This window comes from Luteimonas aquatica (assembly GCF_022662575.1).
GTDB classification, from domain to species: Bacteria; Pseudomonadota; Gammaproteobacteria; order Xanthomonadales; family Xanthomonadaceae; genus Luteimonas; species Luteimonas aquatica.
Window position 1 is genome coordinate 1 of sequence record NZ_JALBFU010000019.1, and the last position, 16,210, is coordinate 16,210.

Consider the following 16,210-nt stretch of genomic DNA (forward strand, 5'->3'; position numbering starts at 1 on the left):
GGCGCCGGCGGCGGGCGAGGGAGGCGCGTGATGCTGCGCGAACTCTCGCAACTGCTGGGCGAGCTGCACGACGGGCTGTCCGCGCTGGAGGCGCGCGGCGGCGTGCAGCTGTCCGCGGTCGAGATGACCCTGCCGCTGGAACTGCGGCCGGTGCTGCGCGGCGGCGGCTGCCAGCTGCTGGCCGACGTGCCGCGCAGCCGCGACGTCAACGAATGGATCGCCACGCCGTCCAGGCTGCGCATCGCCTGGAGCAGCGGCACGGACGGAGCGCGGCCATGAGCGCGCAGATGCCCTCCCTGCTGCAGGACGCCGGCGTGCCGTTCGACCTGTTCATCCAGGCGCTGACCGAGCAGCTCGACAAGGCCCAGGCGGCCATGGCGATCAAGGCGCGCGTGGGCAAGTTGCCGCTCACCTTCGCGGTGAAGGACGTGGCGCTGGACATCCGCGCCTTCGTGCAGCTGGTCGACGACGACGTCTACCTGCGCCCGGCCGGCCCCGGCGAGACCGAGGCCAGCACGATCAAGCTGGCGCTGACCACGATCACCAAGCCGATGATCGAGGAGAACGCGGTCGACTTCCAGGCCGAGGATCCGAAGTTCAGCCTGCGAGAGGCGCTGGGCGACCAGATCTCCGAGGAGGAGCAGCGCCGGCTCGAACGCATCGGCGTGCGCACCGTCGACCAGCTCAACGAACTGAAGAACACCGCCGGCACCGACGTGATCGCGCGCCTGTCGCGCATGCCGGTCAACCGCCTGCAGCAGGCGCTGATGAAGGCCGCCGCGCCGCGCGTGACCCGCGTGGAGCGCGGCGACGGGCGCGAGGCCGCCGACCGCGTGCACCTGGCCGCGCCGGGACTGCGCGCGGGCCGGCTGCCGCTGGTGCGCGCCGCGGGGCAGGCCGTGCCCGTGGTCGCCGCCGAGGAGGGACGGATCGTGCTGGCGCCGCTGGCCATGCAGCTCGGCTGCGAGGCCGAGGTGGATTTCGGCGACGGCGAGATCGCCCGCGTGGAGCTGAGCGAGGGCCGCATCGGGCAATGGAACGCCAATGCGCCGGATCCGGCGCGGGCCGCGCAGCAGGGAGCGCGGACATGACCGCGCCCGCCGCCATGCGCCGCGTCCCGCGCCGCCTGCTGCTCACGCTCAAGCTCGGCGAGGTGCCCGAGCACCTGCCGGGCATCCGCGCCGTGCACGGCTACGGCACCGCGCCGGCCGAATACGTCGACCACGGCGTGATCGACCGTCTGCTGCGCCATCACGGCGGCGCCTTCCGCGCCGCGCGCCTGCACAGCGCGCGCAAGCGCCGCGCCGAAAGCCGCGCCACCGGCGCGCGACGCTTCGACGACGTCGAGCAGATCAGCGGCGTGGCGCGCGTGCTGCGCATCGAGGTCCGCGAGCCCGAGCGCATGCCGGCCCTGCTGCGCGCGCTGGCGGAGCTGCCGATCGTCGAGCGCGTCGGCGCCGACTATCTTTCCTACACGCCGCTGGACCGCGACGGGCAGGCGGGCGGGCGCGGCAGCGCCGCGCAGTCCTGGGCCCGCGAGGCGATCCGGCTGCCGCAGGCGCTGCAGCTCGAGCCCGGCGACCCGGCGGTGGTGATCGGCCTGGCCGACACCGGCGCGGCGCTCGGCCACGTCGAGCTGAGCGGCCGCATCCGCACCGGCTTCGACAGCGTCGACCTCGATCCGGAGGCGGTCGGCGGCCTGACCCTGGTCGGCGACTTCCGCCACCGCGGCGAGCGTCCGCAGGACGAGGTCGGGCACGGCAGCGGCTGCGCCGGCATCCTGGTGGCGCGCGGCCGCGACATTCCCGCCGGCGGCGCCGGCGCCTGCGGGCTGACGCCGGTGCGCGTGCTCGGCGCGGCGCTCGGCCCCGGCGACAAGCGCATCGGCGTCGGCGCGCTGGACAACATCGACGCCGGCATGAAGCGGCTGATCGATCTCGGCGTGAAGGTGATCAACATGAGCTTCGGCACGCCGGAGTCGGCGCTGCTGGCCGACGCGCCGCGGCCGCACGAGGAGATCGTGCGCTACGCGCTGGCGCGCGGCGTGATCCTGGTCGCGGCCAGCGGCAATTCCGGGCTGCGCGAGAAGTTCTACCCGGCCGCGCACGCGGAGGTGGTCGCGGTCGGCGCGGTCGACGAGCGCCTGCTGCCGACCAGCTTCACCACCAGCGGCGAACACGTCGCGCTGTGCGCGCCCGGGCGCGACATCCGCACCTGCGCCCTGGACGGCTACCAGAACGCCACCGGCACCAGCTTCGCCGCGCCCTTCGTCAGCGCCGCCTGCGCGCTGCTGGCCTCGCGCGCCGCGCGCCGGGCCTGGCCGCTCGACGGCGCGCTGGCGCGACAGCTGCTGATCGACAGCGCGCGTCCGTTCGCCGGCGCCGGTGCGTCCGGCTACGGCCGGGGCGTGCTCGACGTCGCGGCCGCGCTGCGCGCGCTGGACGACTACATCGACGCCCAGGTCCGAGCCGAGGGCGACGATGCCGACATTGATTCCGACGAGGTTCCACCCGTGCCCGCCGCGGCTTGATGCCAAGGGCGCATAGCCACAACAGCTGCCGAGGAGATTCCGATGGCGAAGAAGAAGAGTTCCACCAAGCCCAAGAAAAAGGCGGGCGCCGCGGCAGCAAGACCTTTTGCCGCGGGCTCTGCGAAGAGTAAGTCGGCGCCAGCCGCCGCTGCATCCGCCACCGACACCACTTCCAAGAGAGCAAATGCCATGTACCAGATCACCCGCATCCTATCGATCGACCTGGGCGAGCGCGAGTTCAAGAAGCGCCAGGAGCTGCGCGCCCGCCGGCAGGTGCTGGAGACCATCGCCAGCACCGCGGCCACCAGCGGCGGCCTGAGTCCGGCGCAGATGGACGAGCTGGCCAGCATCAAGCTGCTGCTGTCTAGCGACACGGTCGTGGACCCGTTCTACCGCGTGGTGGCCGCCACCCAGCAGAAGAAGGCCTGGGAACAGCTGGAAAAGGCCCGCGAGAACATCCACGAGTTCGGCCTGGTCGGGTCGCAGCGCAAGCCGATGCAGGCCGAGCTGGACTCGGACGAGCAGGAAATCCTCTCCATCTGCGGCATCCTGCAGCTCGACGGCTACACCGACCCCTCGCCCAAGGGATTCGTGCAGCGGGTCAGCGTGGCGCAGGGCGAGTACCGCGAGAACAAGGCGCTGTTCGACGCCGCCTTCTCGATGCTCTCGCATAGCTATCCGGTCAAGCTCGGTTCGCAGATCCAGGCGCAGCGGATCGACCCCAGCATCATCGGCTGCCTCACCGAGCAGAACAATCCCGAGGAGCGCCGCAAGGATCCCTCGCAGTACAGCGATCCCGACGCGGGCGACGACGTCTACGCGCTGAGCGTGCGCAACATCGCCGCCACCGTGCGCCGCCTGGCCACCGACGGCGTCACCGCCAACGACTCCTGGCTGGCCAGCCGCATCCAGAACGTCTACGACATGCAGACCGGCGTGGTCGCCGGCGCGCCGCCCTCGGCGCTGGAGATCATCCTGCCGGACCTGGACGAGTCCACGGACGTGGAGATCATCCGCGAGAACCTCAACGCGGTGCAGGCGATCTACTTCGCCTACATGCTGGAGGAGATGCGCCTGCCGCAGGTGGTGGAGCGCATCGTCGAGCTGTTCCGCGGCGGCCTGCTGCCGCTGGGGCGCGGCAAGGCCGGCGACTACCTGTTCAACTACTACAAGAAGGCCGGCGAGCGCATCACCGAGGGCGAGCGCCGCGACCTGTACATGCGCTGCTTCGGCGCGCCCGGCGGCGATCCCAACGGCAACGAGCCCAACCGCGAGTTCAACGAGCTGTGGCTGCGCTTCGTCTCGGCCGTGTCCTCGTTCGGGCGCCAGCTCAGCGTGGACCGCATGCTGCGCTCCAACGTGCCGGTGGCCGTGTCCCAGGAGCAGGTGCGCAAGGCCGCGCGCGACCTCGGCGCCAGCCTCTCGCGCAGCGGCTACGGCATCGCCTACTTCGCCGCCACCGAGATGCAGCAGATGATCCTGGAGTTCCGCGACCTGCTCAGCGATTCCGAGGTGCGCGGCTCCTTCGGCGCGCGCGACATGTGGCAGGTGATCGACCAGGTCAACGTCAACTACCTGGGCGGCGCCCGCAACACCCACCGCTTCCGCACCCAGGCCCGCGCCGGCGCGGTGATCATCCGCTGGATCGCCAACAACCACCAGCGCCTGGGCAACCGCTACGGCGAGGTGATCTCGGTCAACGCGCTGACCAACCCGCAGCTGCGCGGCAGCGAGCAGCCGACCGTGGACCCGACCGACTGGGACCTGGTGCAGGCCTGCGAGCAGTGGCTGGCGGTGGGCGGCGTGCAGGACAACAGCATCGAGCAGTACGCGCAGCCGACCGAGTCGCCGGTGATCACCAGCCGCCCGATCGAGATGCCGCAGATGGCGCGCGACGTGCTCGACCAGGCCGGCATCAGCCTGCCCGGCATGTGAGCGGCCAGGGATGAGAACCAGGGAGAAAACCGCCATGTCCGACCGCAACGCAAAACCCGTCTCGAACCTGGTCAAGCGCTCGCTGCGCTCGGCGGCGCAGGCGCTGGGCACGCGCGATCCGCTGCCCTACATCGACGGGCTGATCGACCGCACCTTCTACCTGCCCGACGACGACCTGTCCTACACCCACAACGCGCTCACCCCGGGCGCGGTGCCCTACGAGCCCTCGTTCTCCGAGGCCGAGCCGAACACGCTGCGCTTCACCATCGAACCGCTCGGCCCCAACGCCTCGCCGGTGGCGCGGCGCGACGAGGCCACGCGCGAGATGCGCCGGCTGATCTCGCCGATCTTCGGCCGCGACGCGCTGCGCTGGTTCGACTCGCGCAGCGAGGAGTGGCGCGGCTTCGGCGGGCTGAGCTGGATGAACTACGGCGCCTGGTTCGGCAGCGCCTTCGACGAGGACGGGCTGTACGCGACCAAGATCTACTACGAACTGCTGCCCACGCAGATCGACGCGCTCTCGCCGGGGCTCTCGCGGCTGACCCGCCAGGTGATGGCGGAGATGCCCAGCCTGATGCCGATCTTCACCTCGATCGGCTGCAAGAAGGAGACCGGCAGCCAGCGCGTGACCTTCCTGCACCGCGGTCCGCTGGCGGTGAACGCGCTGGGGCCGTTGATGAACCGGCTCGGCATCGGCCACCAGCTGCCGAGCCTGATGCGCATCGTCGGCGTGGCGCTGGGCGGGCGCTTCGAACTGCCCCCCGGCGGCGTGCTGCTGGGCATCCGCGAGACGCCGGAGGGCGCCGAGCTGAAACTCGAGATCCTGCTGGCGGCGATTCCCGACCTGCCGGCGCGCTTCCTCGACCTGCTCAAGCTCGGCCTGGCTGAGCGTCCGCGCCAGCTCGCGGCGCTGACGCGCTGGCTCGATGCCTTCGGCATGGACGGCGCCGGCGAACAGGGGCACTTCTCGGTGCTCAGCATCCGCGTCACGCCGAGCTCGGCCGCGCGCATCAGCCTGTACGTGCGTCCGATCGAGTTCGAGATGCGCGAGCAGATCGAGGAGGCGCGCAGCCTGCAATAGGCGTCCAGCAGCACGCGCCGGCCCGGTGGGCGGCGCGGATGAAGACCCGGGGCGACGCATCGCCGCGCGATGGCGCGGCCGATGCGGGCCACGGACAAAGAACGAAGCAACGCCATCTCCCGGAGCGCCGCCATGTCCGCAATCTTTCCCCGATCCAACCAGACGGCACGGCCCGCGGCCCGCGCCGCCGCGCCGCCGCCGGTGAGCCGGGAAACCCACGACGCCGCGCGCCGCGCGGTGCGCGACCTGCTCGAGCGTACGCGCTCGTTCGGGGAGCTGGCGCCGGACAAGCGCGAGGCCCTGGCCAAGGGCCTGGTGCAGATCGGCAGCTATCTCGCCGAGCCGGACGGCATGCGCCTGAAGCCGGCGCAGCAGAGCTCGCAGGTGCGGGCGCTGGCCGACGGCGCCAGCCAGACATCGCAGACCGGCAGCAACGTCGGCGAGGACGGCAAGTTCGCCGCGCAGGGCGCGCGCGAGGGCGTGGCGGCCGCCGGCGCGCTGCTGCAGGCGGTCAATTTTCCGGAATTCTGCGCCGGCCTGATCAACGGCGTGTTCCATTCGATCGTGCAGAGCTCGATCGAGCAGATGGAGGCCTACGCCAAGCTCGTCGCCGACGTCTCCAAGAGCCTGAGCCAGTTCCGCGACGACAACACCACGCAGAACCAGGGCCGCGACCATCTGGTCGAGCAGTTTCCCGACCTGTTCCAGATCTCGACCGGCGCGAACGATCCCTTCGGCGGTTTCGGCGACATGGGCATGGGCTTCGGCGACGCGCCCGCCGCGCCGCCACAGCCGCGCGTGACCCTGCGCGAGGGCGTCGACGAGAGCGCGGCGGTGGCGCGGTTGAACCAGAGCCTGCCGCTGGACCAGCCGATCGACCGCGTCGACGACGACCTGGTCGAGGCCCTGCTGGTGCCGGCCGCGCGCACCCAGCTGGCCAGCAGCCGCCAGCAGCTGCTGGCGACGATGGTCATGCTCGGCATCAGCCGCATCGTGGTCACCAACGGCAAGCTCTCCGCCAAGGTGATGTACGACTTCCAGGCGCGCGACAACATGCAGTTCTCCAGGACCGCGCAGCAGTTCGACTACGGCGACGCCTCGGTCACCACCGAATCGGTGGCCAACGGCGAGATCCGCCGCAGCGGCCCCGGCCAGAACATCTACCGCCTGCCCAACGGCACGGTGGTGGAGGCCAAGCGCGACGCCAGCTTCTACACCCGCGGCGACTACAAGAGCGTGTCGCAGCCGCTGATCCAGATGACCTCGGTCACGCAGACCACCGGCGATGCCAGCCTCACCACCAAGGCCAGCCTGGCCGGCACGATGGAGGTGAATTTCAAGAGCGACTACGTGCCGCTGGAGAAGCTGGCCAATCCCGAATCCATCGCCGCGATCCAGATGAACGCCCAGCCCGGCATGGTCAAGACCCTGGCCACCAACCGCCCGGCGCCGGCCGCATCGGCGCCCGCGTCGCCCGCGTCGCCGCCGGCGCCCGCCGCCACGCCCTGATCCCGACACCATCCGATCCCGAGAGCAGAACGCCATGTACGCTGCCGCCAGACAATCGCCCAGCGCCGCCGCCCAGGCGCTCGCCAGCAACGCCTCCGCATCGACCTCGCCCGCCTGGCTGGACGACGACACGCTGCGCGCCGTGCGCCCGCAGGTGCGCCAGCTCCTGGAGGCCTCGCCCGGCTTCCGCGAACTGCCGGTCGCCGAACAGCAGGAGCTGGCGCGCAACATGGTGCGCGTAGCCTCCTACATGGCCAATCCGGACGGACTGGCCAAGCAGGAGCTCACGCCGGGCCAGGGCCTGCTGCGCAAGGACGCGCCCGCCGCGCAGGCGCTGGGCGGAGAGGGCGGCGCGCCCGCCGCGCGCGCGCTGGCCGATCCCGTCGACCAGGCCAAGGGCAAGGCCTCCGAGAAGATCGGCACCTTCGCCGGCAGCGACTTCACCGCCGGGTCGGTGCAGCAGGGCGCGACCAACTTCAAGAATTTCGTCGGCGCGGTCGATTTCCCGGCCTTCGTCGGCGGGCTGATCAAGAACGTGTTCCAGGCGATCGTCGAATCCTCGATCCAGCAGATGCAGGCCTACGCCGAGATGCTGAAATCGGTGGCGCAGACGGTCGACCAGTTCGCCTCCGACAACATTAGCCTCAACAACGCGCGCGACTACGTGATGGACAAGTACCCGGGCCAGTTCAGTCTGGATACCAGCAACGCGGGCAGCGAGGGCGGCATGCCGCGGCTGGTTCCCTCGGGCGACGACCCGGACGGCGTGCTCTCGCAGATCAACGCCGAGTTCGGCCTGGCCGAGCCGCTGACCGACGTCTCCGACGAGGAGCAGGAGACCAGGCTGGTGATGGCCGCGCGCCTGCAGATGGCGCGCAGCCGCCAGCAGCTGCTGGCCTCGATGGTGATGCTGGGCATCAGCCGCATCGTCGTCACCGACGGCCTGATCAACGCCAAGGTGGTGTTCGACTTCCAGGCCTCCGACCAGGCCAAGCGCGATGCGGGCGCCTCGCTCTACGACAGCCAGTCCAGCTCCAACCGCAACCGCACCCGCGCCAGCGCCGGCATCGGCTGGTTCGGCGGCATGTCCACCGACAACGTCAACACGCAGGCGCACAGGACCGTGGTCTCCTCCTCGGTCAACGAGACCTCCGAGTCCAAACAGGAGATGAAGGCCAAGCTCACCGGCGAGGTACGCGTGAACTTCAAGAGCGACTACCTGCCGCTGGAGAAGATGGCCTCGCCCGGCATGATCGCCAGCATCCAGGGCAATGCCACGCCCTACGATCCCAATACGCCAAGCGGCCGGGGCGGCGCCGCCGCCGGCGCAGCGGCCTGAGTGCGCCAGCCATGGGCCGCACCGTGCTGCCGCCGAGGCCGCGCCCGCTTCCGCACAACGGGCATGCCGCACTGTTGCAGGCGCTGGCGGTGTCGCAGGCCGCGCTCGCCGGACACGCGCGGGCGCTCGCCCTGGCCTTGTCCGAACTGGGCGACATCGACCTGCCGCCGGGCGCGCCCAACGCGCAGGATCGCGCGCAGCTGCAGGCGGCCGCGCCGCTGTACTTCGCCAACGAACTGGAGGCGGCCGGCCTGCTGCCCACCGCGGATCTCGTCGCCGGCCTGTTCGCCAGCGGCGCCATCACCCAGCCGCTGGGACCGGCCGCGCAGCAGATCAATGCGTACTGGCGCGGCCGCCGCGAACGGCTCGATGCCAACGAGCGCGGCGCGATCTTCGCGCGCGTGTTCGAGGCGCCGCATTTCGAGCGCCTGATGGGCGCCTATTGCGAGGCGCTGGTGGCGCAGGCCGACGGCGCCGACATGCGCGAGGGCGTTACCCTGGAAACCTGCGGGCAGTCGCTCGGCGAGTTCCTCGCCCAGCGCACCGATCCGATGGCGGCGATGGCCGCGCGCGAGATCGTCGACAATCTCAATCTGGCGTTGAAGTTCCTGCGCGACCGCCTGCTGTTGACAGCCTTCGGCGTGAACTCGCTGTGGTCGCTGGTCGCCGTGGCCGGCGCGGTGCAGGCCGCCAGCGCCGGGGGCATACAGGCGCGCGTGGACCGCGGACGCGCGGGACAGGCGGTGCTGCTCTGGCTGGCCAATCACTACCAGGAGACGATGCCGCAACTCGAACCGGGGCGCGCCGAGCACGCCGAGGTCATCGCCGCCGCGCAGCGCTGGCTGAGCGCGCGTCCGGCCGCGGCGCCGTCGCCCGCCGCGCCGGCATTGCCGATCGCGGTGTGACGATGTCCGCCGTCGTCGCATCGCCTCCCGCCGCTTCCCCGCCGCCGCCGCCGTGGATCCGCGGCGCGGTGCGCGACGTGCTGGAGCGCGCACCGCACTACAAGAGCCTCGCTCCGGACGACCGCCGTGCGCTGGCGCAGGCGATGGTGAAGGTGTCCACGCTGGCCGCGGACCTGATCGCGGAGGAGACCCAGGCGCAGGACGACGTGGAGCGCCACCGCGCGGCGAGCGCGGCGCCGGCGCGTGCGCAGGGCGCGCCGCTGGCGCGCGCGCAGGCGCAGCCGTTCGGCGCGGCGGCCGATCGCGTGGCCGACACCACGCGCAACGTGCTCAATGCGGTGTCGTTCCCGCGCTTCGTCACCGACCTGATCAACGGCGTGTTCCGCGCCATGCTCGATTCCAACGGGCAGCAGATGCAGCAGTACGTGCAGTTGCTCAACGCGGTCTCCTCGTCCGCGGAGGGATTCGAGCGCACGCAGTTCGGCCTCGCCCAGGTGCGGCAGTGGGTGGCCGATCATTTCCCGGAGTCGATCGAGTACGACACGCCGGACCCCGAAGACGACCCCGATCCTGAGGACGTGGCCAACATCCGCCTGCGCCTGCGCGGCGGCGCGTCGATGCCCAATGCCGAGGAGATCCGGGCCACGCTCGGCGTGGGGCCGGAGGAGTCGGTGGACGCCAGCAACCCCGAGCAGCTGGTGCCGCTGGCGCGGCGCTTCCTGGCGCGGCAGCGGCAGCAGATGCTGGCGACCATGGTATCGATGGGCATGCAGCGCATCGTGATCGACAGCGGACGCATCAACGCCGCCATGCGCTTCCACATCGATACCCGCAGCGCCGCCAGCGAGGATCGCGGCAACCAGTTCAGCCTGCAGAACCGCGTGCGCGCCTCGGGCAGCTTCGGCGTCGGGCCGTGGGGGGCGAGCGCGGAGGTGGAGAACAACATCGGCTACGTCTCCACCGAGCGCTCGACGAGCAACGAGGAGATGAACACCGACCTGGAATTGACCTCCTCGGTGGAGCTGAATTTCCGCAGCGACTACCTGCCGCTCAACCAGATGGCGGCGCAGGCGCAGGCCGACCGCATCCGCAACGCCACGCTCAATCCCGCCGCCGACATTCCCGACCCGAGCGCCGCGCGCGCGACGCGCCTGCAGGCGCAGATCGGCGCCGAGCGCGAACGGCGTTCGGCGATGGACACCGCGATCGACGCCTCCGGCCGCGCGGCTGCCCCCAGCGGCGCGTTGCCGAACCCGCGCATGCCCGGGAGCGGCGGCGGAAACGGCACGGGGAGCGGCGCCGGTACGGGAACAGGCACTGGGACAAGAACTGGAACTGGAACTGGAACTGGAACCGGAACCGGAACCGGAACCGGAACCGGAACCGGAACCGGAACTGGAACCGGAACTGGAACCGGAACTGGAACTGGAACTGGAACTGGAACTGGAACTGGAACTGGAACCGGAACCGGAACCGGAACCGGAACCGGAACCGGAACCGGAACCGGAACCGGAACCGGAACCGGAACCGGAACCGGAACCGGAACCGGAACCGGAACCGGAACCGGAACCGGAACCGGAACCGGAACCGGAACCGGAACCGGAACCGGAACCGGAACCGGAACCGGAACCGGAACCGGAACCGGAACCGGAACCGGAACCGGAACCGGAACCGGAACCGGAACCGGAACCGGAACCGGAACCGGAACCGGAACCGGAACCGGAACCGGAACCGGAACCGGAACCGGAACCGGAACCGGAACCGGAACCGGAACCGGAACCGGAACCGGAACCGGAACCGGAACCGGAACCGGAACCGGAACCGGAACCGGAACCGGAACCGGAACCGGAACCGGAACCGGAACCGGAACCGGAACCGGAACCGGAACCGGAACCGGAACCGGAACCGGAACCGGAACCGGAACCGGAACCGGAACCGGAACCGGAACCGGAACCGGAACCGGAACCGGAACCGGAACCGGAACCGGAACCGGAACCGGAACCGGAACCGGAACCGGAACCGGAACCGGAACCGGAACCGGAACCGGAACCGGAACCGGAACCGGAACCGGAACCGGAACCGGAACCGGAACCGGAACCGGAACCGGAACCGGAACCGGAACCGGAACCGGAACCGGAACCGGAACCGGAACCGGAACCGGAACCGGAACCGGAACCGGAACCGGAACCGGAACCGGAACCGGAACCGGAACCGGAACCGGAACCGGAACCGGAACCGGAACCGGAACCGGAACCGGAACCGGAACCGGAACCGGAACCGGAACCGGAACCGGAACCGGAACCGGAACCGGAACCGGAACCGGAACCGGAACCGGAACCGGAACCGGAACCGGAACCGGAACTGGAACTGGAACCGGAGCTGGAACCGGAGCTGGGACTGGAACCGGAACCGGAACCGGCGCAAGCACGACGGGGAGCGTGCGCCGTTAGCGTCGTGTGGCGCCGTGTACCGTGCGCGGGCGCTCCGAGGCGATTATCGCCGGGCTGCGCGAGCTGCACGGCTATGGATTCGCCGATGCGCAAGATCCTGCAGCAGGCGCTGAAGGACAGCGCGCCGATCGCGTCGAGCGGATCGCCAGCATGGATCTGGCCGCGGACCCGGGTCGCGACGCGCCGCACCAGGCGAGGGACGGGCGATGGGCCGCTAGATGTCCAGCCGTTCGCGGATCTGCGCGGCCACGCGCGCCGTCTCGCGCAGGGGCTGCACGTCGAAGGGCGCCAGCCGCGCGTCCATCGCGCGGATGCGCCCGCGCTGCAGCAGCGCGTCGAGGAAGCGGCGCGGCCGCCCGCGCACCCGCCCGGGATCGAAGACGTACACCGGGGCGTCGGTGGCGCAGGCCTCGGAGATCATGTTGACCGAATCGGGCGAGCAGACGATGCGGTCGGCCCAGGCGAGGAAGCCGGGGTAGGGGTTGGCGCCATCCTCCTCGCCGCGCCAGACCACGCCGGGCGTGTCGTGGTAGCGGTGGCGCAGCAACGCGCGCACGCCGGCATCGGTGCGCCGCGAGACGGTGAGCAGCACGCTGCCGCCGTCGGCGGCGAGCGCCGCCTCGAGCCTGGAGGCCAGCACCTCGAAGGCCCCGCGGTCGAAGCGCGCGTGCGCGCTGGAGCCGCCGAGCAGGACGGCGGTACGCGGACCGGGCAGTTCGGCGAAAGCGGCGAAGGCGGCGCGCGCCCGCGCCAGCCAGAGTGCGTCGACCGGATTCAGGCCGCCGAGCGTCGCGATCACGTTGGCGCCGCGCAGGCCGTCGTGCTCGGGCGCGACCACCAGGTCCCAGTGCGCGGGATCGATGCGCGGATCGAGGATCTGCACGACGCGCGCGCCGCGCGCGCGCAACCAGCGGGTGGCCAGCGCGGCCTGGCGGCCGCAGCCGATCGCCAGGCGCGGGACCGGGGCGGGCAGGCGCATGCCCAGGGCGTCCTCGTGCGCCGGCAGCCAGCGCGGCGCCAGCCAGCGCCAGGGCGCCCGCGGCGCCACCTCGACGCACGGCGCGGCCGGATCGAGCGCCTGCGCCAAGGCCTCGGCCTGCCGCAGGTTGCCCGCCCGGCCGTCGCTGACGGCCCAGATTTGCGACGAATCGGTCACTGAAAGGGGTCTTTGTTCTATTTTAATGATGATTCGTTGCGGATGCGGCGCTTTTGTATTGCCTATGGAACTCTACACTCCCTGGACCGCCGCACTGCGCGGCACATTCCACGCCATAGGGATTTCCGATGTCCGAAGCACTGCCCGCCGCCTCGCTCGACCAGCTGTTCCGCAGCGCCCGTACCTACAACGCCTTCAGCGGCGAGATCAGCGACGAGACCCTGCACCAGCTCTACGACCTGCTGAAGTGGGCCCCCACCAGCGCCAACATGTCGCCGGCGCGCTTCGTGTTCGTGAAGTCCAAGGCCGCCAAGGCCAGGCTGGAGCCGGCGCTGTCGGAGGGCAACCACGACAAGACCATGGCCGCGCCGGTCACGGTGATCGTGGCCCACGACGAGGACTTCCACGAGAAGCTGCCCTACCTGTTCCCGCACACCGACGCCAAGAGCTGGTTCGACGGCCCGCGCGAGAACCGCCGCGACCCCGCGTTCCGCAACGGCAGCCTGCAGGGCGCCTACCTGATCCTGGCCGCGCGCGCGCTCGGTCTCGACACCGGCCCGATGTCGGGCTTCGACAACGCCAAGGTCGACGAGGCCTTCTTCAAGGGCACCGCGATCAAGTCCAACTTCCTGGTCAACCTCGGCCAGGGCGATCCGGCCAGCATCTTCCCGCGCTCGCCGCGGCTGGCGTTCGACGAAGCCGCCCGCATCGAGTGAACCGGCTCCACGCAACGTTCCGCCCCGCAAGCGCCTCCAGATCCCCATCCCCAACGGAGTTTCCGACCATGCAGATCCTTTCGCTCAAGCGTCTCGCCCTCGCCGCGGCGCTCTCGTTCTCGGCCGCCAGCGCCTTCGCCGCGCCCGTCACCTACAAGCTCGACCCCAACCACACCAACGTGCTGGCGCAGTGGAGCCATTTCGGCTTCTCCAACCCCTTCGCCAACTTCGGCCAGGTCGACGGCACGCTGGTCTACGACGCCGAGGACGTGTCCAAGTCGAGCGTGGAAGTGAAGCTGCCGCTGGCCGGCCTGAACTCGTTCGTGCCCGATTTCGACGAGCACCTGAAGAGCGCCGATTTCTTCGATGCCGCCAAGTATCCCGAGATCACCTTCAAGAGCACCAAGGTCGAGGCCGCCGGCAAGGACAAGCTCAAGGTGACCGGCGACCTGACCGTGAAGGGCGTGACCAAGCCGGCGGTGCTGGACGTCACGCTCAACAAGAGCGGCGTGCAGCCGCTGGCCAAGCGCGAGGCGGTCGGCTTCGACGCCAGCACCACGATCAAGCGCAGCGAGTTCGGCGTCGACAAGTACGCGCCGAACGTCAGCGACGAGGTGAAGCTGCAGATCACCACCGAGGCCGTGGTGCCCAAGCCGGACGCCGAAAAGAAGGACTGAGCGCCTTCGCGGTTCCGACGCGCCGCCTCCGCCCCGCGCGGGGGCGGCGCGCGCATTTTCGCGGCGGCCTTTTCCGGCCGCCCTTGTCCCGGATCCCTGCCATGCAGATTCTTCGCCCCGCCGCCGAACGCGGCATCGTCCGCGCCGGCTGGCTCGACAGCCGTCACGGCTTCTCCTTCGGCCGCTACTACGATCCGCAGTGGATGGGCTTCGGCCCGCTGCGGGTGATCAACGAGGACCGCGTGGCGGCGGGCGCCGGTTTTCCGCCGCACGGCCACGCCAACATGGAAATCCTCAGCTACGTGCTCGAGGGTGCGCTCGCGCACCGCGACGACAACGGCGGCGAAGGCGTGCTGCGCGCCGGCGAATGGCAGTGGATGAGCGCCGGGCACGGCATCGAGCACAGCGAATACAACGCCTCGGCCGAGGCGCCGGTGCATTTCCTGCAGATCTGGATCCAGCCCGACCGCGTCAACGCCGCGCCGGCGCACGCCCAGCGCGCTTTCGACGCGCAGGCGCGACGCGGCCGCTGGGCGACCTTCGCCTCGCCCGACGGCGCCGACGGCAGCCTGCCGATCCGCCAGCAGGCCTGGGTGCGCGGCGTGCGCCTGGGCGCGGACGAGACCGTGGCGCTCGCCCTGCAACCGTCCCGCCGCTACTGGCTGCAGGTGGTGCAGGGCGCGGTGTCGGTGGACGGGCGCGCGCTGTCGGCGGGCGATGCGATCGGCTACGCCGAGGAGGCGGGCACGCTGCACATCGGCGGCGCCGGCGAGGATGTCGCCGAACTGCTGGCGTTCGACCTGCCGTCATAGGAGCAGAGGGGGACGCGCCGTTCGATGGCGCGTCCTGGCTGGGTCACGGATTCCCCGGAGCCGCCTGCGATGCCGGCGCGTCCGGCGCGGGCTTGTCCATGGCGGGCGTGACCGAGGAAGGCAAGGCCCAGGACGGAGCCGCCTGCGGCTGCACCGCCGCCGGGGTTTCGCCGGGGGGTGCGGACGCGGCGGGCGCCGTCGGTGCCGTCGCCGGGGAGGGGGTGCCGCCGGCGTCGGTCGCGATGGCCTCGCCGGAGGCGGCCGCCGCGGCCCCGGTCGCGGGTGTCGCGGTCGCGACGGGCGCGTCGGCCGCGTCGGCCGGCGGGGCCGCGTCGGCGGCCGGCTCCAGCTTCACCACCAGCGGATTGGGCTTCAGGTCGCGCATCGCGCCGGTGCCGGCGTCGATGCCGGCGCCGATCAGGCCGCCGAGCAGCACGTTGCCGGCCATGCCCGCGGCGCCGGCGCCCGAGATCGAGCTCTGCACGTCGGTGGTCACCGGCGCGTAGCCCGGCTTGTTGATGGTCACGGTGAAGGGATGCTTGCGCTTCTTCTTGAGCGTGCACGGCGACTTGCAGGTTTCGCCGCTGGAAAGCGCGATGTCGGCGCCGACCGGATCGGTTTCGACGGTCCAGGCCTGGGAACTGCCGCGCGTGATCGTGGCGCAGCCGTTCAAGCACAGCGCACCGAGCGCCGCGAGCAGTAGAAAACGCATGTTGTCCCCCGAAGATGAAAGATGAACGCCCAGCCCCCTGGGCGGAGCGCATCGTGACAGAGCCCCGGTGGGCCCGCAACGGCGGGTCGTTGCCGCGGCGCCGTCCCCGCCGTCATCGCCCCGCGACGGCGCCGCGCGGTAAACTGGCGCCGTCCGTACCGCTACCGCATCGCCATGACCGCAGCCCACGCCACGCCCGTCCAAGCCAATGCCCAGAAGCGCTACGAGGTCCGTCGCGGCGACCTGCCGCTGAGCTGCCCGCTGCCGTCGATGGCGCTGTGGAACTCGCATCCGCGGGTCTACCTGCCGATCGAGAACGAGGGCGGCGAGTCGGATTGCCCCTACTGCGGATCGCACTTCGTGCTCGTCGACTGAGGCGACGCGACTG

At 70.9% G+C, this 16,210-nt stretch carries 16 protein-coding genes; 12 read left to right on the forward strand and 4 right to left on the reverse strand.

Features of this window, described 5'->3' with window-relative positions:
• From MD221_RS16825 to MD221_RS16860, 8 genes are all read left to right on the forward strand, one after another.
• Positions 1-279 (forward strand): hypothetical protein (locus tag MD221_RS16825; protein ID WP_242113157.1); only part of this gene is annotated, 279 nt, incomplete at its 5' end.
• A complete protein-coding gene (locus MD221_RS16830; protein ID WP_242113160.1) occupies positions 276-1,091 on the forward strand; it encodes a hypothetical protein in 816 nt (271 codons plus the stop codon). The genes MD221_RS16825 and MD221_RS16830, both read left to right, overlap by 4 nt.
• Positions 1,088-2,530, forward strand: coding sequence for a S8 family peptidase (locus tag MD221_RS16835; RefSeq protein WP_242113163.1), 1,443 nt, complete (start codon positions 1,088-1,090; stop codon positions 2,528-2,530). The genes MD221_RS16830 and MD221_RS16835 overlap by 4 nt, the downstream gene beginning before the upstream one ends.
• A gap of 189 nt (positions 2,531-2,719) precedes the next feature.
• Positions 2,720-4,465, forward strand: a complete 1,746-nt coding sequence (locus MD221_RS16840) for a hypothetical protein (protein ID WP_242113164.1) — start codon at positions 2,720-2,722, stop codon at positions 4,463-4,465.
• A 34-nt stretch (positions 4,466-4,499) separates the two neighbouring features.
• Positions 4,500-5,546: a hypothetical protein gene (locus MD221_RS16845; protein ID WP_242113166.1), complete on the forward strand. Its 1,047-nt coding sequence runs from the start codon at positions 4,500-4,502 to the stop codon at positions 5,544-5,546.
• A gap of 132 nt (positions 5,547-5,678) precedes the next feature.
• Entirely contained in the window at positions 5,679-7,055 is a 1,377-nt protein-coding gene (locus MD221_RS16850) for a hypothetical protein (protein ID WP_242113168.1), read from the forward strand.
• Between the two features lie 34 nt (positions 7,056-7,089).
• Complete coding sequence (locus MD221_RS16855; protein ID WP_242113169.1) at positions 7,090-8,394, forward strand: hypothetical protein; 1,305 nt, start codon at positions 7,090-7,092, stop codon at positions 8,392-8,394.
• An 11-nt stretch (positions 8,395-8,405) separates the two neighbouring features.
• Entirely contained in the window at positions 8,406-9,299 is an 894-nt protein-coding gene (locus tag MD221_RS16860; protein WP_242113170.1) for a hypothetical protein, read from the forward strand.
• Positions 9,300-9,813: 514 nt separating this feature from the next.
• Here MD221_RS16860 and MD221_RS16865 read toward each other — a convergent pair.
• From MD221_RS16865 to MD221_RS16875, 3 genes are all read right to left on the reverse strand, one after another.
• Positions 9,814-10,245 carry a hypothetical protein gene (locus tag MD221_RS16865; RefSeq protein ID WP_242113171.1) on the reverse strand — a complete coding sequence of 144 codons (432 nt, stop codon included), beginning with the start codon at positions 10,243-10,245 and terminating at the stop codon, positions 9,814-9,816.
• 155 nt (positions 10,246-10,400) lie between these two features.
• Entirely contained in the window at positions 10,401-11,723 is a 1,323-nt protein-coding gene (locus MD221_RS16870; protein ID WP_242113172.1) for a hypothetical protein, read from the reverse strand.
• A 240-nt stretch (positions 11,724-11,963) separates the two neighbouring features.
• A complete protein-coding gene (locus tag MD221_RS16875) occupies positions 11,964-12,905 on the reverse strand; it encodes a mitochondrial fission ELM1 family protein (protein ID WP_242113176.1) in 942 nt (313 codons plus the stop codon).
• A 128-nt stretch (positions 12,906-13,033) separates the two neighbouring features.
• On the opposite strand from MD221_RS16875, the gene MD221_RS16880 reads away from it, so the two are divergent.
• The 3 genes from MD221_RS16880 to MD221_RS16890 all read left to right on the forward strand — a co-directional run bounded on the left by MD221_RS16880 (position 13,034) and on the right by MD221_RS16890 (position 15,110).
• Complete coding sequence (locus MD221_RS16880) at positions 13,034-13,621, forward strand: malonic semialdehyde reductase (protein WP_242113182.1); 588 nt, start codon at positions 13,034-13,036, stop codon at positions 13,619-13,621.
• On the forward strand, positions 13,618-14,298 hold the full coding sequence (locus MD221_RS16885) for a YceI family protein (RefSeq protein ID WP_425602299.1): 681 nt from the start codon (positions 13,618-13,620) through the stop codon (positions 14,296-14,298). The genes MD221_RS16880 and MD221_RS16885 overlap by 4 nt, the downstream gene beginning before the upstream one ends.
• A 101-nt stretch (positions 14,299-14,399) precedes the next feature.
• Positions 14,400-15,110, forward strand: coding sequence for a pirin family protein (locus MD221_RS16890; RefSeq protein WP_242113189.1), 711 nt, complete (start codon positions 14,400-14,402; stop codon positions 15,108-15,110).
• A 43-nt stretch (positions 15,111-15,153) separates the two neighbouring features.
• Here the strand turns inward: MD221_RS16890 and MD221_RS17550 are convergent, their stop codons facing one another.
• Complete coding sequence (locus MD221_RS17550) at positions 15,154-15,822, reverse strand: PEGA domain-containing protein (RefSeq protein WP_277928949.1); 669 nt, start codon at positions 15,820-15,822, stop codon at positions 15,154-15,156.
• Between the two features lie 174 nt (positions 15,823-15,996).
• On the opposite strand from MD221_RS17550, the gene MD221_RS16900 reads away from it, so the two are divergent.
• On the forward strand, positions 15,997-16,197 hold the full coding sequence (locus tag MD221_RS16900) for a zinc-finger domain-containing protein (RefSeq protein ID WP_242113195.1): 201 nt from the start codon (positions 15,997-15,999) through the stop codon (positions 16,195-16,197).
• The last annotated feature ends 13 nt before the right edge of the window (positions 16,198-16,210 follow it).